This is a genomic window from Phytopseudomonas punonensis (genome assembly GCF_900142655.1).
GTDB lineage: Bacteria > Pseudomonadota > Gammaproteobacteria > Pseudomonadales > Pseudomonadaceae > Aquipseudomonas > Aquipseudomonas punonensis.
The window spans coordinates 1086755-1104860 of the sequence record NZ_FRBQ01000001.1 but is presented as its reverse complement, the minus strand read 5'-3'; the positions used below and the strand labels follow the sequence as shown (position 1 = coordinate 1104860).

The window sequence follows — 18106 nt, the reverse complement described above, 5'->3', positions numbered from 1 at the left end:
GGGCCTACCGCGACGGCGGCGGCAGCCATTGCGAACGGCCGAAGCGGTCGCGCAGCCAGCTGAGCGGCCACATGAAGGCCGTCAGAATCAGCAGGTACTCAAGGACGCGAAAGGGCACCACCACCCAGCTGCTGAGTTCATCCAACCGCTGGCCGCTGGCATCGACGAAGTGGAAATCGTAATTCACCCCGGTGCTGCCGCCGCCATGGGTGACGATCTCGCGGGTCTGCAACTGGGTTCCCGCTGGGGCGAACAACCACTCCAGCGGCTTGTTGTAGGCCGGGTTGCCACGGGCATCGAGGAACATGCCGACATAGGCGGTGATGGCAATCAGTACCGCCGCCGCCACCGGCTTTGCCCAGGTGATGCGGGCCTTCCAGGCAATGGCAGCGAACACCAGCAAGAGCGCGGCACTGGCCACACCGTCGATGAAGACCGCACCATTGAAGAACAGATAAAAGGCCAAGCCGATCAGGCAGAACCCGCCGATCACGGCGGCGGCGATTGCGAAGATGGAGAGGACGGCCAGGAAGTTGGAGCGTGGGTTTTTCATGGGGCGATTCTAGATGGGGCCCGTGCTGAGATAGTCACCGGGCCGCTTAAACAAGAAGATACGGCCCAGTTTTAGGCTGAGTAGATGTTATGTATTCTTTTTTGGCGACCTGTTATCTCGCTCAGGAGTAAGTGCTGACGAGTGCTCGTATGAAACTCTCAAAATCGGATGCCACTTTCCTTGTACTGCGATTTGTAGGGTCAATCTCTACCAGGTTCCATGTATCTATTTCATAACCCACGTTGAAGCCCTGGAGGTCATCGCCTATGAGCAGGACGTTTTCGACACCATCGCTATCTCCATAGATCTCTTCGGGTTCAACTGGCCCACTGTAGAGTGCGAATGCAGCATCACCAATCTCTCCTGCGCCAACAGTCAAAAGGAAATCCATATAGTCAGCGGGAATAGCCGGGTAGAGAGCACGGATAGCGGCCTCATCATTTGGCGAAATTGGAATCATCCTGTCGATTAAGGAACCTTTGCCCTTCGCATTTTGATAATCCAGGTACATGCTCATGATTTGCTCTCACTTTTCGAATAAGTCTCGTGCCGGGCTGCCCGATCTATGTATTCCGCCCTGATGTTGATCTGGGAATCTGGCTGGATGCATATTCCACCATTTATTGGATCCGCCGTAGCTGGAGTCAATCGAGTGATGTGCATCGTAGGGTTGTCCAACACGTCGAATAACGGAGCCGTTTTTCGAGAGTACATCTTCGCTATACCTTGGCCATTTCTGATTTGTATTTTTCCCACTCTGAATCAAATCGTTTTTCACTCGATTGAAGTCAGTCCGGTGCGCCGCTGCGGCCTCCACATCTAAGCGCTGGTACTTATTGGATCGTAGGTCTTGCTCAAGCAATTTTCTTTGGTTTTCAGGGATCTTCCGACCGGTGCGAGCTTCGACATCTTTGATGTAGGCTCTGATTTTTTTCGCAAGCTCCGTCCAGGCTGTGCTTCTAGGCGCAATATGCACACCTTGTTGGGCTTTTTTCCTGCGGCTCCCGTATCGACCGCTGAATCCAGCGCATGTGCCCCACGCACCGCCTTGCCGGCTCTACTCGCCCCCTTCACCACCACGCTGCCGGGGATGAACATCGACAGTACAGAGCCGCCGGTCTGTGCATCACTGGTCAGCTCGAACAGATCCCCGGCGTAGCCCGCGTTCATCATCTTGCTGGCCTGGCTGGCCAGTTCGCCGGCCTGGTGGGCGGCAAGGGCTGCCTTTTCCATGGCGTTGGCCTGCACGGCGACTGGAGGGATGCCGGCCACTGATGTGTATTTGCTGGCCACTACGCCCAGGTTCCATAGGTCGGTGGGCAGGTTGCCAATGCCCTTAAGCACGCCGACGCCGGTATCTAACGGGTCGTCTGCACTCGCTCCTGCGATTCGCTTGGTGTTGCTCCAGGCGCCGGAACCGAAGTCCTTGGTCTTCTCCCACAGCGAGCGCTCGTCGGCTTCTGCGTCGAGCAGCGCCTGCAGTTCCGGGTTGGTCTCCTCGGCGGTTTTTTCGGCTTGGGTATCTGCGCCGCGCTGGGTAGTGACGACCTTGCCCAGCGCACCGCCGATACCTGCGCCATTGCAATTGACCAGGCAGGTGCTGTCCTGGCGTACCAGCGGGATACCGTTGACCTTGACGTCGTTCTGGCCGCTGAGAAATTTGACGTGGCCGCCGCCGAGCGAAGTGCCGGCGACCACGTGGGAACCGGCATCGCCCTGGACGCCCTTGTGCAGGTCGCCGACGCGATACACCGGCACGCCCTGGGCTTTCACGTCCGATGAGGATTGGGTCTGGTTGCCGATGCTGGCGAAGTTGCGACCTGTGCCTGATTAGCAGCCTGACCGATACGAATCACTGATTCACATCCCATATCGGTGCAGGCGATTGCGGGTGAAGCGATGCTATAGAAATCAGGTGTTGTGAGCTAAGTCAGCCGGATAGTGCGCATGCGTTCTGAAAGACGAATCGTCTATTCCAAATAGCTTCACTACCAGTGCCGCTTCAAAGCACCAATAACCAACGTAACCGGTGTCTTCACCTTTGTGAGTGTCGTACCATGCGGCGAGGTTCTTGTTGCCTTTGTACCAGCCGTCGAGGAATTTCTTGACCAGATTGGATTGCTCTTGCGAAGGCGCATCCAGTGCTTGCAGCAACAGCGCATATTGCTTGGGGAACACCAATTCGTTGGATACGGCACGCTGATGAGCGCCGAGTTTCACGGCGATACGATCCAGTAGTGCGTCCTGGCCTGCGTTGTTGATCAGCGCGATTACGCGCTCAAGGTGTGCTTCGTCCATACCGAGACAGACGGCCAGAGAGAGCCACCAGAAGAAATCCAGGTAGTTGTCGAAACTCAGTCGCTCATATTGGATGCGTTTTTTTTGCTCGTCCTTAGGCAGGGCCTCGCACAGCGCTTTGAGTTGCTCACGCTCAGCGAGCAGTCTGACTATATGGCCGCTCAAATCGGCAACCCGGTCGCCACGCGAATAGCTCATGACGATGACTTCAAGCGCCTTATTGCAGAGATCCGCAGCGGCGGTTACCTTGCCGTAGGGCAGCGGTATGCCTCCAGAGTCGAGACGGTTCTGCTTCTGTTGCATTCTCTCCAGGTCATACGAAATCCATTTGTCGAAGAACTCTTTGCTCTTTAGCATATCGCGCGGCATTGATCTGCCCCTCTGTCTCAAAATCCCGGAACCTTTCCGGCGTTACCCCTGACCACATTGCCAGAGCTGTCGATAAGTCTTGGCGTTACGTTACCGCCTTCATCTACCCTGAGTAGAATCTTTTGCACGGTGCCGGCATCCATCGCATCCCTGATCAGATCCGCTTGCTCTCTGCCGACGGTGCTATCGAGGCGCTTCATTACCCAGGCATCATCCATCTGATTCGCTCCATCGGCCAATCTCTTGTTGAGCTGCGATGAGCCGTACTTTGCCTCGGTGATGATGTATTCGGGGGGCGGGTTTGAGTTCTTGTAGACACCATCTATGCCGTTCTGCCCGGGCTTGTAGTTGCCGTCCGTTTTACCCAACGGCTCGTATCCTTTGCCTACCATGGCCTCATGTGCCGCCTTCTCGCCTGTTGCCGCCTTGACGTGCACCCCAGGGCCTGAACTCTTGCCTACATCTACAGCTTTCTCGGCGTCGGCCGCCTCATCCAGAACTCGCACTCCACGTGCTGCCTTGCCCGCTCTACTCGCTCCCTTCACCACCACGCTGCCGGGTATGAACATCGACAGTACAGAGCCACCGGTCTGTGCGTCGCTGGTCAGCTCGAACAGATCCCCGGCGTAGCCTGCATTCATCATCTTGCTGGCCTGGCTGGCCAGTTCGTTGGCCTTGGTCAGGTCGCCGGCCTGGTGGGCGGCAAGGGCGGCCTTTTCCATGACCTGGGCGCGCAGCGCGATAGGGGGGATGCCCGCCGCCGTGCTGTACTTGCTGGCCATCACCCCGAGGTTCCAGAGATCCGTGGGCAGGTTGCCAATGCCCTTGAGTACACCAACGCCGGTATCCAGCGGGTCGTCAACGCTGGCCTCGGCTATGCGTTTGGTGCTGCTCCAGGCGCCGGAACCGAAGTCTTTGGTCTTCTCCCACAGCGAGCGCTCGTCGGCTTCGGCGTCGAGCAGCGCCTGCAGTTCCGGGTTGGTCTCCTCGGCGGTTTTTTCGGCTTGGGTATCTGCGCCGCGCTGGGTAGTGACGACCTTGCCCAGCGCACCGCCGATACCGGCGCCATTGCAATTGACCAGGCAGGTGCTGTCCTGGCGTACCAGCGGGATACCGTTGACCTTGACGTCGTTCTGGCCGCTGAGAAATTTGACGTGGCCGCCGCCGAGCGAAGTGCCGGCGACCACGTGGGAACCGGCATCGCCCTGCACGCCCTTGTGCAGGTCGCCGACGCGATACACCGGCACGCCTTGGGCTTTCACGTCCGGTGAGGACTGGGTCTGGTTGCCGATGGTGGCGAAGCTGTCGAATGGCACCACGGCATTGCCGACCTTGCAGAAATCCGGTACCGAGCAGACGGCTTTCCATTCATGGCTGTCGTTGGCGGCGTGGCGGGCGTTGCCCACGAGATCCTTGCCGTCCTCCGTTGGTTTTGACTCCGCCAGCTCGCCATCCTTGTAGACCCCTTTGTCGTACAGATCCTTGACCTGTCTGGCGGTCTTGTCGAAGCTCTCGCGCTGGCCCGGAAAGTATTCGCCGTTGGCGGTGAAAGCTTCCCAGGGGTGGCCGCCACGGGCATACAGGCTATCCAGATTGTTGAGGGCGCCTGCGGCCTGTTCGGCGCTGTCGATACCGAAGTTCTTACGGAACAGGTCGGCGTTGTGGTACCGCCCGGCCCCGATGTCTACATCAAGTGCCATGCACGTCCTCCTGCACCAGGGGAACGTCCAGCGTGCCGATCGCCAACCGCCGCCAGGGCTCGCCACGCTCGAAGGTGCCGCGCCAGATCAGCGAGACGTGCCGGGCATCCAGGTCGATGGCCACGGTGTCGAGCACCAGCGGCCCTTGTCGGGTACGGCCGTGGAACGGGGTCAGCGATACCAGCGCCAGGATCCCGGGCAGACGGAAATGCGTCAGGCCCTCGGGCAGCATGCCGAGCAGGGAGATGAATTCGTCACCGGTCAGGTAGCCGGGCTGGATCAGCCCAGGCGGCGCAGCCTGGTAGAAGCGTTCGTCGAAGTCGTCGGGCAGCAGGGGATAGCGCTCGCGCTGCCAGTGTTCGTCGTAGGTGCCGGCGTATTGCAGGCGTGCCTGGCTCCAGCGGGCGAGGGGGGCGAAGCCTTGTGGCGGCAGCGCGTCATGGGGGCTGGTGATGGGCGCATCGACGTCCTCGATCTGTGGAGCCGGCAGCTCGCTTACGCCCTCCAGCCATTGGCGTATCTGCGCCTGGGCCTCGGGCGACACGGCCGTTAGGTCAGCCTCGCTGGGCAGCCAGCCGCACCCGGCGGGATTATCGGGGTTGTACACCCGCTCTACCGGGCTCTGTTCGCTCGCCATCACGCTGTAGCAGCCACCGAAGGCATAGCGGTAGTCGAGGGGCACCTGGTTGACGGGTTCAGCGCTGCTCAGGCGCCATTCCTGCCCGTGGCGTTCGAAGCGCCGCGGGCCGTGCAGTTGCAGCAGCTTGCGCTGTGTGCCGACGCGAATGCCGGCGAGCCAGCCAGGTAGGGCGACACCGTCTTCGCTACGGGCGGTACCCGTGACGTAGATATCACTGGCCTGTTTGAGCAGCGTCAGGTCGCCTTCGCGGCGCAGCACGCTCTGCAGCGGGTTGGCTTCGGGATGGCCATCGTACTCATCGGCATAGACGATGGGTGCCTGCACATCGGCCCGCTGCAGTGGAAGATAGCTACCGGTCAGCGCAAAGGTGCCGCGCAGCACCAGGACGTCGTAAACGACGCCGCCTGGGCCGGTTTTCTCGAGCCAGGCATGGGGGAAACCACTGCGATTATCGATCTGCACGCTATGTCCGTTCGCTATGAATCAAGCTTCGCCAGGTATCGATTGCGCGGCTGGAATGATCGACACGCTGTGCAGGCACTCGGGGTTGTTCTGCTTGAACGCGAAGCGCAGTTGGCCCCAGGGGCGTGCGCTTTCCCAAACGCTTGTCTCGTGCGGTGAGCGGCCACGCGGGGCCGAGACCAGAAGCAGTTCACCATACTGCGCTTCTATGTCATGGCGACCTATGCAGGCACCGGTCAGAAACAGGCCGACGGTGCTCTGCCGGGCCGCATGCTCCTTATTGAGTACCGTGAAACCAGTCTGCGCGATGCGCACGTTGCCTTGCAGGACAACCTCGCCACCAATCCAGCGGGTGCGGTGCTCATCCTGCTTGTCCAACTGCAGGGTGCTGCCCAGCGTCTGCTCGATCTTGGCCTTGGTCAGCGGCCCTTGCTGCGCCAGTTGCTCGATGGTTTGCCAGAGCGTGAAAGGGGCTTGGTTCATCCGTTGGTTCTCGTTCGCTGTTGAACAGGCTGCCGTGCTCGCTACAAGCAGGTAGGCACAGAGCCTGAAAAAGGGCCGCTTAATCGTCGGCATTATCGTCATACCAGCTGCCGTAATAATCGTTGTACGTGACGAACTGGCCGTCGACCTTGACCGATGAGGTTTCGCTGCCCCACGCCTGGCCGACGGCCTTGCGGGCTGCACCCGTATCGCCGCTGCTGACGAGCTGGTCGTAGGCTGCGTTGTACGCCGCATGGTTGGCCGCCGAACCATTGATGCTGATGTCCGGGCCGCCATTGGCGATGATCTCTCGCTGTACCTTGATGTTGTTCAGTACCGCAGCGCCCTCGTCTTGCAGAGCACCGCTGACGTAGGCCGCCTTGGAGGAAAGGTTTTCCTCGTAGGGGTGGGTGGCATGGCCCACCTCGTGAGCCAGCAGTTGGGTCACCGTGGCGGGAGACCCACGCATGTCGCCATCGATGACGATCCGGCTCACGTCACCTTCCTGACTCACATACGTACCTTCGCCTGCGGGGCCGTATTCGATATCCCAGCCTTGCTCCTGCAGCGAGCGCAGATCTTCCTGCAGCGCGGGTGACTGGGCGGCAATGCGATCCACTGCGCTGCCGAGGGCGGTGGTAACGGCGGCAGGCGTATCGGCCGCCGCGGGTGCATGACTCCTCAATGAGAGGCTGCCCTGAGCTTCGGCGCCCGGGCGCTTGTCATTACCCTGGGCGCTCGGTGCGGCCTGCGAACCGAGGCCGCGCAGAACGCCGGCGACCGTTGCGAGTGCACCGACCTGCGAGCCGGGCTCCGCCTTGCCGCTGTGCTCTGGCGCTGGCTGTGCGGTGCCCGAGTTGAGCAGGATGTCGGAGGGGGCATCGGCGTGCAGATACTCCTGCGCCTTGAAGTGGATGTCCTTGGCGCTGAGGTAGATGGCATCCGGCGTCAGGGTCAGTTGCGAGCTGCCGACCTTGAACTCGATCTTGTCGCCGGCCGAGACGGCCCAGGTCTTGCCGACGAAATCGGTGCGGTTCATGCCCACTGCCGAGAACATCGCCATGCCGATGTTGCGGTTATAGCCCAGGCCGACGTTGGTCATCTTGGCCATGCCGATGCTCTCGACCTTGAAGCGGCCGATGTTCACCGTCTTGTTGTGGCCAATGCTGTAGCGCTCGTTGCGGGCGATCTTCTTGGTGCGGTTGGCGCCGACATCGACAGTCTCGTCGCGGCCGATGGACTTGCTGCGGTCGCGGCCGATGGCGTGGGTCTCGTCCAGCTCGACGACGATGTCCTGGTTACGTTCGGCATGGATGTACAGCTGCTCTTCGCCCTTCTTGTCCTCCATGCGGATTTCATTGAACTGCGCTGGCGTGCCTCCTTTGCTGGAGCGGCTCTTGATGCCGCTCTGGGTGGCGTTGGCAGGTAGATCATAAGGCACGGTTTGTTCGGCGTTGTAGACGCGACCGGTGATGATCGGCCGGTCAGGGTCACCTTCCAGAAAACTAACGATGACTTCCTGACCGATACGCGGAATCTGGATAGAGCCCCAGTTCTTGCCGGCCCAGTTCTGCGATACACGGATCCAGCAGGAGCTGTTCTCGTTGGACTGGTCGTGACGATCCCAGTAGAAGTGCACCTTGACCCGGCCGAACGAGTCGGTCCAGATTTCCTCGCCCTTGGGGCCGACCACCATGGCCGTCTGCGGCCCCTGCACGATCGGCTGCACGGTCAGTGGCAGCGGGCGGAAAACCTGGCTGGCATCGATGCACTCCAGGCGGCTGTCGAACTGCAGCGGCTCGTCGCTGGTGGTGTTCTCGAAGGCTTCCTGCACGATCTGGTAGTCGGCACTGACGGCCAGGTATTCGCGGTTCTGATCGGCGCGTGGGTAGCCGGTCATGCTAAACAGGTGACCGGCGCCTATACCTCGCGCGTTGCTGCGCAACTGCACGCGCTCGTACTGGGTATGGATGGCCTCGATGCGATTGCGCGCGTATTGCTCGCCGTCCTTGCTCTGTACGTATTCACCGGGATAGTCGAACAGTGGGTGCCCGGCGTTGCTATGCGGGCGCGCGACGATCGAGCGTACTTCCAGGCGTGCGCTGGGGCGTTGAAAGTCGTAGTCGTTGAGCTCCAGCGAGCCTGACTGCACTTCATGATTGAGGTGCCAGTCGTAGATGTGGTCGCGCTCGCGCATCTGATCTTCCAGCGGGAAGTAGGGCACGCTGGCGTAGCCAGGAGCAGCCCGGTGTGCGCCATAGGCGTCGCACAGCACCAGTACGTGGCGGGCCTGCTCGTGGCGGAAGTAGTAATAGATGCCTTCTTGCTCGAGCAGTCGGCTGACGAAGTCCAGGCTGGTTTCGCGGTACTGCACGCAGTACTCCCACTCCCGATAGGAGCGGGTGAGGGCGTCTTCGAAGTCGGAGAAACCCAGGTCGCGGAAGACCTGCTTAACGATATCCGGCACTGTCTTGTTCTGGAAGATGCGGCAGTCCGAGGTGCGCGACAGCAGCCATAACCAGGGCTTGAGGCTGACCCGGTAGCTGGCGAACTGGCCGCTGCCTGCTGCCTGGCTGCAGCGCGCAGCGATACCGTGGAAGTAGCGGTCGCTGCCGTCGGCCAGTTGCAGGGTCAGCCCCATCGGCTTGCCCAGCAGGGCATCGAGTGGCAGCGCATGATCTTCGGAAATCAGCGCCAGTTCGTAGGCGAAGGGGCGGCTGAGTTCGTCCCGGCCCTCCATTCTTCGCAGCACCAGCACGTCGCCACCCAAGGGGCTAGTGACGACGGCCATGCGTGCGCTTTGGGTTATTGCCATCTAGCGTCCTCTGTCGCAGTCAGCATCGTGGGGCTCACGGCGTCTGCTCGAAGCTGTAATGCAGCTCGTTGTTCTGCTGCGTTACCTGCACCCCGCTCAGCGGTTTGCCTTCGAGCAGGCGGGTCAGGAACTCGCGGCTCATGTCCGGCAGCATGCTATTGGTCAGGATGGCGTCGATCTGCCGCCCGCCACTCTCGTTCTCGGTGCAGCGCGAAACCACCAGATCGATCACGCTGTCGTCGTAATCGAACGGCACCTTGTGGGTGCTTTCGATGCGCTTCTTGATGCGCTCGAGCTGCAGGCGGGTGATGGCCTTGAGCATGTCGTCCGACAGCGGGTAGTAGGGGATGGTCACCAGGCGGCCGAGCAGGGCCGGCGGGAAAATCTGCAGCAGCGGTTCGCGCAGGGCTTTGGCGATGCCTTCGGGTTCGGGCATCAGCTCCGGGTCGCTGCACAGCCCGGCGATCATCTCGGTGCCGGCGTTGGTGGTGAGCAGGATCAGGGTGTTCTTGAAGTCGATCTGCCGGCCTTCGCCATCTTCCATCACGCCCTTGTCGAACACCTGGAAGAAGATCTCGTGCACGTCCGGGTGAGCTTTCTCCACCTCGTCGAGCAGCACCACGCTATAGGGCTTGCGACGTACCGCTTCGGTCAGCACGCCGCCCTCGCCATAGCCGATGTAGCCCGGTGGCGCGCCCTTGAGGGTGGACACGGTGTGCGCTTCCTGGAACTCACTCATGTTGATGGTGATGACGTTCTGCTCGCCGCCGTAGAGGGCTTCGGCCAAGGCCAGGGCGGTTTCGGTCTTGCCCACGCCGGAGGTGCCGGCGAGCATGAACACGCCGATCGGTTTGTTGGGGTTGTCCAGGCCGGCACGGGAGGTCTGGATGCGCTTGGCGATCATCTCCAGGGCGTGATCCTGGCCGATGATGCGTTTCTTCAGGTGCTGGTCGAGCTTGAGGATGGTCTCCAGTTCGTTGCGCGCCATGCGCCCGACCGGGATGCCCGTCCAGTCGGCGACTACCGAGGCCACGGCCTGATAGTCGACGGTCGGCAGAATCAGCGGTGTTTCGCCCTGCAGGGCACTGAGGCGCTGCTGCAGATCGCTAAGTGTGTTGCGCAGCGCAGTGCGCTCTTCGTCGCTCAGGGCCGGCTGTTCGGCGCCCGCTTCTTGGCTGGTGGCGTCTACTGGCTCGGCAGCGGCACGCAAGCGGGCACGGGTGGCCAGCAGTTCGTCGACCAGCGCCTTCTCGTCGGCCCAGCGGGTTTCCAGGGTGACCAGGCGCAGGCGCTCTTCGGCCAGTGCTGCGTCGACGTCCAGCAGGCGGCTGCCGATGCTGACACCGATGGCCTGTTCACGGCCGATGATCGCTCGCTCGGTCTCCAGCGACTCGATGCGCCGACGGCTGTCGTCCACCTCGGCGGGCACGGCGTGCAGGCTGATGGCGACGCGGGCGCAGGCGGTGTCGAGCAGGCTCACCGACTTGTCCGGCAACTGACGGGCCGGAATGTAGCGGTGCGACAGCTTGACGGCAGCTTCCAGCGCTTCGTCGAGGATCTGCACCTGGTGGTGCTTTTCCATGGTCGCGGCGACGCCGCGCATCATCAGGATCGCACGATGCTCGGAAGGCTCGTCGACCTGCACCACCTGGAAGCGGCGGGTCAGGGCCGGGTCTTTCTCGATGTGTTTCTTGTATTCCGCCCAGGTGGTGGCGGCTACGGTGCGCAGGGTACCGCGGGCCAGCGCCGGTTTGAGCAGGTTGGCAGCATCGCCGGTGCCAGCCGCGCCACCGGCGCCGACCAGGGTGTGGGCCTCGTCGATGAACAGGATGATCGGCTTGGGCGAGCTCTGCACGTCCTCGATGACCTGGCGCAGGCGCTGCTCGAATTCACCCTTCATGCTGGCGCCGGCTTGCAGCAGGCCAACGTCCAGGCTGCGCAGCTCGACGTCCTTGAGGCTCGGCGGCACGTCGCCGGCGACGATGCGCAGGGCGAAACCTTCGACCACCGCGGTCTTGCCGACGCCGGCTTCACCGGTAAGGATCGGGTTGTTCTGCCGGCGACGCATGAGGATATCGACCAGCTGGCGGATCTCGTCGTCACGGCCGACGATGGGGTCGAGCTTGCCGCTGCGCGCCTGCTCGGTGAGGTCGACGGTGAAGCGCTTGAGCGCTTCCTGCTTGCCCATGGCGCTCGGCGCGATGGCGCCGCTGGCCTCGCCCGGCGCGGCGCCGGCCTGGAAGCCGTCGGTGGCGGCCAGGGCGTTTTCCGGCGAGGCGCCGACCACTTCGTCGAAGCGCTCGGTGAGGGTCTCGACCTTGAGCTTGTCGAACTCCCGGGAGATGGCCAGCAACGCATTGCGCAGGCTCGGCGTCTTGAGGATGCCGACGATCAGGTAGCCGCTGCGCACCTGGCTTTCGCCGAACATCAGGCTGCCGTATACCCAGCCGCGCTCGACCGCTTCCTCGACATGGGAGGACAGGTCGGTGATCGAAGTGGAGCCGCGCGGCAGGCGATCCAGGGCTTCAGTGATGTCCTTGGCCAGGCGCGCCGGCTCGATGCTGAACTGGCGGATGATCTGGTGCAGGTCGGAATCCTGCAACTGTAGGATCTGGTGCAGCCAGTGGCTCAGTTCCACATACGGGTTGCCACGCAGCTTGCAGAACACGGTGGCGGCTTCGATGGCCTTGTAGGCGACGCTGTTGAGTTTGCCGAACAACGCGGCGCGACTGATTTCTGCCATGGTGCTTTCCTTTGACCGAGAGGGTTGTTGGGCTATCTGTTTACGACCTGAGGCAATGCCTGATCGTCATGAACGTAATTGGCCTATCGAGTTGAGCGCCTTGCGGGCCAGGTTGCTGATGGTGGTGAACAGCAGACTCAGCATCCAGCGCAGGAAGGCGCTGGTTATGTCGCTGGCGGTTGGCAAGGGGCGGCCCAGGAACTGGAAGATACGCACCACCAGATTGCGAACCTGCTCTGCGAGCTCTTTGCCGATTCGCACGCCCTGAATCAGGATGGCGGCAATCTGGTCGACCACTGTCAGCGAGGTGCCGAGGAACATCCCCAGAGCGCCTCCTGCGACCGACAGGATCTGTTTCAGCACCCAGCTGATGCCACTGCTGAGCATCCAGAAAGTGGCCGAGGAAAGCTGCAGTACGCCGCCGTTGCTGGCGCTGTCCAACCAGGCTTCGATGTCCTGTTCGAACTGCGAACGCTCGAGCCGGCGCAGCCCGGTCCAGGAGGCATCCTTTACCGAGTTCATGTAATTGGGCATGCGATGAGCATCGCCAGAGACCAGGCCACCCCAGGGCAGCTTGCAGGTGTCGCCTTCCACCGGCAGGTGCAGGAACGGGAACAAGGGCACCATCGGCACGACATCGGAGTCGTGAAAGACACGGTTGATATTGCCGACGCCCAGTTTGCCCGTGAGATGGCGGGCGAAGCCAGCGGTGCCCACGCGCGGGCAGCCGAAGGTATAGAGCCTGACGCTGCCGGCGCCCAGTTCGCTGAGGTGGTCTGCCATCAGGGTGGCGATAGCGCCGCCCAGGCTGTGGCCAACCAAGTGGATGGCGCTGGGGTTCTTGCCGCGCAGAAATTGCATGACCTCGTCACGCATGGACATGAAGGTATTGTTGAAGCCTGAGTGCACCGGCCACGTGGAAGGCCCGCGCTGCAGGTCGCCATGGGCATCGGTCACCACGTCTGCGAGAGTCTGCGTGCCGCGAAAGGCAATCAGCATTTCACCCTGGCGGCCACCGATGCCGTCCGCCGCATAAGCAAAGCCGGTCTGGCTGCGAATGGCCACACCGCTATTGCCCTGGTAGCCCTTGGCGGATGAGAAGTCGAAGAGCTGCGCCACATCGTTCATGCTCGCTGCCGCTCGTTTAGCCATCTCGGCCATATCGAGATTGAGGGTCAAGGTGTTGTAGACATTGTCCGCTACGAGGGAGGCCTGCCTTGGGGTCAACAGATTCATTGCACTGCCTCAGTCTTTTGTCAGCACGCAAACGCCGTAGCTCTTGCTTTCCGGATGGGCGCCCGGTGCATCGCTTAGTTCACAGACCAGTTTGAACGGGCCGTTCGGACTCTCGCTGTTATTGTCGTAGTTATCCTTGTCGTGCAACCAGCCATCGTATTCCTTGCCGTTGTGACGAATCGTTATGGTCTGGTTGATCTTCTGCCCGGTCGGAATCACGGTGGCGAAAAAGGATTTTTCCACGCGCGCCTCCAGCGAGAATTGCCCCTGCTGGTCTGTGGTGCTGGAGAACGTTCGTTTCTTCTGATCCCACAGCCAGATGTAGCTCTGTTCGATTGCTGCCCCTGCAACGGGTTCGCCATTGAGCAATACCGTGCCTTTGACTGCCGAGAACATATAGAGTGGTTTGGCCATGGCCGGCTCCTGCAGTAGAAAGAAAAGGGCAGTCGAAAACGTGGCGACAAGCATTTTTTTCATGTTCTGGCGGCGTTCTCTTCAGATAGGTTCATCGGCCTTCTCCGTGTCTCGGCAATGCGCGGCGCAGAGGAAGAGGTCATCGGCATGATCTTGCGGCTTGCCAATCCAGATATCGAAGCCGAGCCGGCAACCGCCATCCAGTGAAGCGGGCGGTACGTCCTCCTGTTTGAGCACCAGATTGGTGTCCCAGTCCAGTTCCATACCGACGTATTCGGCCACCCAGGCCGCCAGCTCGGCGAGCAGCGGCTGGTCGGGCAGGAAGCGCCGGTATTGCGCCAGGCTCAGCGGGCCGATGCGCAGGCGGAATTTGTGTTGCCGGTCCCATACGTGGGTGCCCAGGCACATGTCCATGCCCAGGGTGCAGGTGCTGGCGCCCAGGCGGCTGTACTCGGGTAGCGGCAGCCATTGGCCGACGTATTCCTCGAGCGCCACCGGCACGCCGAAGTACTCGGTGAGGATGGCCTGCAGGCCATCGGGATAGCGGGTCTGGGCGGCCAGGTGACCGGTGAAGTAGTAGCGCGCCGCGTCCGGGATCGGGCCCTGCCCGAGCAGGCTGTCCATGCCGCGGCCGGATAGCGCGCCGAGGCGTGGCGACCAATAGTCGTCAGCGGCGCGATCCTGTGCCACCGTTGGCCGGGCCTCGGCCCAGGCGCGGTAGAACAGAGTCAGCAGGCGGTGGTTGAAAACGTCGAGAAAGCGCTTGAAGGTGGCGTCGCCATGGTGGCGCTGGCGCTCGCGCGCATGTTCGGTCAGGTGGATCGGCAGCGGCCCGTTGGGGCCGGTAAGGCCGAAGAAGAACTGCTCGATGCGTGGCGTGCCGGTGCTGTCGTGGATGACGCTGGCCAGGGTCGAGGGCGCGAAGCCGCAATCCGGCTTCTGGCCGAGGCGCAGCGGGTCATCGACCAGGCGCACGGAGTGGCCAAGACGCGGGCGTTCCGGGTATTCGCACTCGATGCGCCGCATGGCCTGGAAGAAATCGTAGTTCCAGGGCGCCTCGCCCATCGCCGCCAAGGTGTTCACAGCGTCGGTCGACATCCGGGCTTGGCCCTCCAACGCATGACTTCGCCGCGCTCGGTGGTGCGCAGCACCGTCTCGGTGAAGCTGTTGATCGATACGTAACGGGTCAGGAAGCGCTCCAGCACCGAACCGAGCAGGAACACGCCGGTACCGCGAAAGGCGTTCTCGTCGAACTCCAGGCCGATCTCCAGGCCACGCCCGAAGACGATTGGCCCGGGCATCGGCAGGCGCCGCGTGCAGGGCTGGGCGGTGACCTTGCGCAGGCCGTCGATCTGCAGCTGCAGGGCGTTGTCGCCGGCGTCGCCGTAGAGGCGCAGCAGTTCACGCAGGGCGGCGGCGCCCTGGCCCTGTTCGCTGAGCGACAGGTAATTGAGCGACAGCTGGCTGATCAGCCGCCAGGCGCTGGCATCGTGGGCGCGGCTGGCACGCGGGCGACTGGGGCCGGCCAGGCAGCGCACGGCGACTACCGGGGCGCTGTCCTCCAGGGTGAAGTCGCTGCGCGTGCCACCGATCGGCATCGACAGCGGAAGGTCGCGGTTGGTGCATAGTGCGCCGATGCCCAGCTGGCGCAGGTCATGGCGATAGGGCGCCTGGTTGGCGTCGACCAGGGAGATGAACGTCTCGCTGCCCACGTAGGTGGAGCGGGGGCCGTTGCGCCGCTGCTTGCTGGACAGCACGCGGGGTTCACGACGCAGGCTGTACCAGGCCTGTTCACGGCCGTGGCGCGACGGGTCGCGCACCGCGTAGAACGGCTGGAAGGGTTGCTCGGGGCCGCTGCCATGGCCGCTGACTTCGGTGATCGAGTGGATTTCGAAATCCTGCGGGCGGGTGCGGTCGGCGATGATCTGGTGCTCGTGAACGCGGTCGCTCAGGTGAATGCGGTCGGCGCGGCGGGCGAACAGGTTGATCGCCGGGGTGCAGAACAGCCGGAATTGCTCGGCACCGATGCTGTTTTCCAGGCTGTTGTCGAGGCGGTTGAACAGCACCACGATTTCCAGTTCCTGGCTGGTGTTGCGTTGCACGGCGCGTTTGAGCCCGGTCAGCTCGACGAACAGGAAGCGGTTGGGTAGGGCGAAGTATTCCTGCAGCAGGCGATAGCCCTGGAAGGCGCGTGGTACCACTGGCAGGGCGGCGTCCTGGTCGTCGAAACCACGCGGGCGCAGGCTGTCCGGCGGCAGGCGCTCGACCCAGGAGCCGTCCACGGCGCGCACGAACAGCGCGCAGACGTTGCCCATCAGCTGTTCGTAGAGGCGGAACGGTTGCTCGTCGGCACCGTGCAGGAAGAACGTCAGCTCATCGAGATCCAGCGCATTGAACGGCAGCCCGGCGCCGGTACGCAGGCGCAGTCGCACAGCTGCCTTGGCGCCGGGCTCGCTGGCGGCCAGGCGGCCGAGCTGAGTGCTCGGGTTGCCGAAATAGCTGGCCTGGGTGACCTCCAGCGGCCACAGGGTGACCGGCTGGCAGGTGCGGTATTCGCAGGCGGTCTGCGCTTCGCTGCCCAGGGCGCCGCGCAGCGAGGCGCCGCGCTCGAGGGTGAAGCCGCTGCTTAATGAACCTTCGTTGGGATCGGCGCACAGTTGCACCACGGTCATCGACGGGGTCGGCGCCAAGTAGTGCGGGTAGGCGATCTCCAGCAGGTTGTGGGTGAAGGTCGGGTATTCGGCGTCGAGTTTTAGTTGCACCCGTGCTGTCAGGTAGGCAAAGCCTTCGAGCAGGCGCTCCACGTAGGGGTCGGCGCATTCGACGCCGGACAGGCTCAGGCGGCTGGCGATCTTCGGGAATTCGCGGGCGAACTCCTCCGCGCTTTCGCGGATGTGCTGCAGCTCCTGGTTGTAGTAACCGAGCAGGCGCGGGTTCATCGGCGTCTCCGTGAGGCGTCGGCGGGCAATACCTGAACGTGCCCGGTTTCCAGGTCCAGCTCGGTGGTAAGCAGCAGGCGTAGCGGCATTGGGTGGGCCCAGAGGTCGCCCTCGATCTCGAAGCTCAGCGAGTTGTGGCTCATTTCCTCGGCCTCCTGGCGAGCGCGTACGCGCAGCGACGAGCGCACGATGCGCGGCTCGAAGTCGGCGATGGCCTTGGTCAACAGCCGCTCGACCGCTGGAATGTCGATGCTCGAGGCGCTGTGCCCGGCCAATGGCGGCAGGCCGAAATTGACCACCGAACTGCCGGCCCGGGTCAGGGCTTCGTCGTCGCTGGTCAGGGGCGCGATGGTGTTGAACAGCCAGGCCAGGTCGCGCAGCACCGAGGCGCGCAACTGGTTGAGGGTCAACACGCGCTTGTCGACGCTTTCCGCCGGGTTGCTCGGGTCTTCATCGAGCAGACGGTCGAGCAGGGCGGGCTGCAGGCGTTCCTGACGTTTCAGGTCGGCCATGCCGCATCATTCCCGTGCTCGAAGCTCAGTGAACGAATATCGAACAGCGCCTGTTCGCCGCCATCGAAGGCCAGCAGGCGCTGGCCGAGCGGCAGGCCGTTGTCCTGCCATTGTGTTTTACGTGCCAGGCGCAGCGCGTCGTCGCTGCTGGCATGACTGCCGGCATAGCGGCTGGGGATCAACGCCACGGTGCTGCCGCCGTTGGTCAGGGTCAGCTGAGCCGGCAGCCACACCAGATCACGCAGGTCGCTGGGTGCTTCCAGGCTCAGGCTGGCGATGTTTTCCATCGGCAGCCAGACGTAACGGCCGTTGACGATCAGCTCCAGCACCGGGCCAAGGCGCGGGTCGGCGTCGGCCAGCCAGGTGAACGCGGTGTCATCGAGTTTGCCCGGCACCGCGGCAGCGGCTTCGAAGGCCTGGTCGCGCAGGCTCTGGGCTGCGGCGGCGTTGCCCTGGGCGTCCTGTTCGAGAGCGAGAATCAGCGGCGCGACCCATTCGGCGGGCTGGCCGAGCACCACGGGCGTGGTCTTGCCGGCGAATACCTGCTCGCGCAGCGCTTCGCAGTTCAGTGCGGTGCTGTAGGTCTGCACCATGGGCAGGCAGGCGGCATCCAGCTCGCCGGCGACCTTGAGCTGGTTCTGCGCGCGGCTCCACTGGCCCATCACGGCCAGCAACTGGAACAGGAATACCCGCAGTTCGGCCTTGGCGGGCTGCGCCCGAACCTGGTCCTGCAGCGCCTTCAGCGCGTCGTCGAGCTGTGCGTTTCGCAGGTATTGTTCGGCAGTCATCGTCGGTCCCTGTACTGGCGCGGTCACCGCTGCTACGCGGTGATCCTTGGGCTCGCCGCGCCTGCGGATTGCAGTGAGCGGGGCGGGCCAGCGAAAAATCGTTCTGATCAGAACCAGCGATGCCCGGCGCATTACCGGGCATCGCTGTGCGCTC

The 18106-nt window shown here is 62.8% G+C and carries 14 protein-coding genes and 1 pseudogene; all 15 read right to left on the bottom strand.

Annotated elements, in window-relative coordinates; genetic code table 11:
* Positions 1–4: 4 nt before the first annotated feature.
* The 15 genes and pseudogenes from BUC40_RS04990 to BUC40_RS04920 all read right to left on the bottom strand — a co-directional run bounded on the left by BUC40_RS04990 (position 5) and on the right by BUC40_RS04920 (position 17952).
* Positions 5–553, bottom strand: a complete 549-nt coding sequence (locus BUC40_RS04990; protein ID WP_073263183.1) for a hypothetical protein — start codon at positions 551–553, stop codon at positions 5–7.
* Between the two features lie 121 nt (positions 554–674).
* Complete coding sequence (locus BUC40_RS04985; RefSeq protein ID WP_073263181.1) at positions 675–1070, bottom strand: hypothetical protein; 396 nt, start codon at positions 1068–1070, stop codon at positions 675–677.
* Between the two features lie 302 nt (positions 1071–1372).
* Positions 1373–2326, bottom strand: a complete 954-nt coding sequence (locus BUC40_RS04980) for a hypothetical protein (protein ID WP_073263179.1) — start codon at positions 2324–2326, stop codon at positions 1373–1375.
* 138 nt (positions 2327–2464) lie between these two features.
* The gene (locus BUC40_RS04975) at positions 2465–3220 is read right to left on the bottom strand and encodes a PoNi-like cognate immunity protein (RefSeq protein WP_083593319.1); all 756 of its coding nucleotides are present in this window, start codon (positions 3218–3220) and stop codon (positions 2465–2467) included.
* Between the two features lie 17 nt (positions 3221–3237).
* A complete protein-coding gene (locus BUC40_RS22625; RefSeq protein ID WP_073263177.1) occupies positions 3238–4920 on the bottom strand; it encodes a DUF4150 domain-containing protein in 1683 nt (560 codons plus the stop codon).
* Positions 4910–6022, bottom strand: a complete 1113-nt coding sequence (locus BUC40_RS04965; RefSeq protein ID WP_073263174.1) for a DUF2169 family type VI secretion system accessory protein — start codon at positions 6020–6022, stop codon at positions 4910–4912. Before BUC40_RS04965 ends, BUC40_RS22625 begins: the two co-directional genes overlap by 11 nt.
* Before the next feature lie 21 nt (positions 6023–6043).
* Positions 6044–6505, bottom strand: a complete 462-nt coding sequence (locus tag BUC40_RS04960; protein ID WP_073263172.1) for a hypothetical protein — start codon at positions 6503–6505, stop codon at positions 6044–6046.
* A gap of 1135 nt (positions 6506–7640) precedes the next feature.
* Positions 7641–9320, bottom strand: a pseudogene (locus tag BUC40_RS23100) (type VI secretion system Vgr family protein); the annotation flags it as partial.
* A gap of 34 nt (positions 9321–9354) precedes the next feature.
* The gene (tssH, locus tag BUC40_RS04950) at positions 9355–12063 is read right to left on the bottom strand and encodes a type VI secretion system ATPase TssH (protein ID WP_073263170.1); all 2709 of its coding nucleotides are present in this window, start codon (positions 12061–12063) and stop codon (positions 9355–9357) included.
* Positions 12064–12129: 66 nt separating this feature from the next.
* Positions 12130–13299: a lipase family protein gene (locus BUC40_RS04945; protein ID WP_073263168.1), complete on the bottom strand. Its 1170-nt coding sequence runs from the start codon at positions 13297–13299 to the stop codon at positions 12130–12132.
* Positions 13300–13308: 9 nt separating this feature from the next.
* On the bottom strand, positions 13309–13713 hold the full coding sequence (locus BUC40_RS04940; protein WP_073263166.1) for a DUF6795 domain-containing protein: 405 nt from the start codon (positions 13711–13713) through the stop codon (positions 13309–13311).
* Between the two features lie 81 nt (positions 13714–13794).
* On the bottom strand, positions 13795–14829 hold the full coding sequence (tssG, locus tag BUC40_RS04935) for a type VI secretion system baseplate subunit TssG (RefSeq protein ID WP_244160601.1): 1035 nt from the start codon (positions 14827–14829) through the stop codon (positions 13795–13797).
* Positions 14793–16652 (bottom strand): type VI secretion system baseplate subunit TssF, encoded by a 1860-nt coding sequence (gene tssF / locus BUC40_RS04930; protein WP_073263162.1) that lies wholly within the window; start codon positions 16650–16652, stop codon positions 14793–14795. Before tssF ends, tssG begins: the two co-directional genes overlap by 37 nt.
* Positions 16649–17164 carry a type VI secretion system baseplate subunit TssE gene (gene tssE, locus BUC40_RS04925; RefSeq protein WP_073263160.1) on the bottom strand — a complete coding sequence of 172 codons (516 nt, stop codon included), beginning with the start codon at positions 17162–17164 and terminating at the stop codon, positions 16649–16651. The genes tssF and tssE overlap by 4 nt, the downstream gene beginning before the upstream one ends.
* The gene (locus tag BUC40_RS04920) at positions 17152–17952 is read right to left on the bottom strand and encodes a type VI secretion system accessory protein TagJ (RefSeq protein ID WP_073263158.1); all 801 of its coding nucleotides are present in this window, start codon (positions 17950–17952) and stop codon (positions 17152–17154) included. The genes tssE and BUC40_RS04920 overlap by 13 nt, the downstream gene beginning before the upstream one ends.
* Between the last annotated feature and the right edge of the window lie 154 nt (positions 17953–18106).

What these genes read in the sequence shown, in the direction of transcription:
- BUC40_RS04985 (WP_073263181.1), bottom strand. Translation starts at nt 1,070, where the DNA reads ATGAGCATGTACCTGGATTATCAAAATGCGAAGGGCAAAGGTTCCTTA.
- tssH (WP_073263170.1), bottom strand. Translation starts at nt 12,063, where the DNA reads ATGGCAGAAATCAGTCGCGCCGCGTTGTTCGGCAAACTCAACAGCGTC.
- BUC40_RS04945 (WP_073263168.1), bottom strand. Translation starts at nt 13,299, where the DNA reads ATGAATCTGTTGACCCCAAGGCAGGCCTCCCTCGTAGCGGACAATGTC.
- tssF (WP_073263162.1), bottom strand. Translation starts at nt 16,652, where the DNA reads ATGAACCCGCGCCTGCTCGGTTACTACAACCAGGAGCTGCAGCACATC.
- BUC40_RS04920 (WP_073263158.1), bottom strand. Translation starts at nt 17,952, where the DNA reads ATGACTGCCGAACAATACCTGCGAAACGCACAGCTCGACGACGCGCTG.
- tssE (WP_073263160.1), bottom strand. Translation starts at nt 17,164, where the DNA reads ATGGCCGACCTGAAACGTCAGGAACGCCTGCAGCCCGCCCTGCTCGAC.
- BUC40_RS22625 (WP_073263177.1), bottom strand. Translation starts at nt 4,920, where the DNA reads ATGGCACTTGATGTAGACATCGGGGCCGGGCGGTACCACAACGCCGAC.
- BUC40_RS04940 (WP_073263166.1), bottom strand. Translation starts at nt 13,713, where the DNA reads ATGGCCAAACCACTCTATATGTTCTCGGCAGTCAAAGGCACGGTATTG.
- BUC40_RS04975 (WP_083593319.1), bottom strand. Translation starts at nt 3,220, where the DNA reads ATGCCGCGCGATATGCTAAAGAGCAAAGAGTTCTTCGACAAATGGATT.
- BUC40_RS04960 (WP_073263172.1), bottom strand. Translation starts at nt 6,505, where the DNA reads ATGAACCAAGCCCCTTTCACGCTCTGGCAAACCATCGAGCAACTGGCG.
- BUC40_RS04990 (WP_073263183.1), bottom strand. Translation starts at nt 553, where the DNA reads ATGAAAAACCCACGCTCCAACTTCCTGGCCGTCCTCTCCATCTTCGCA.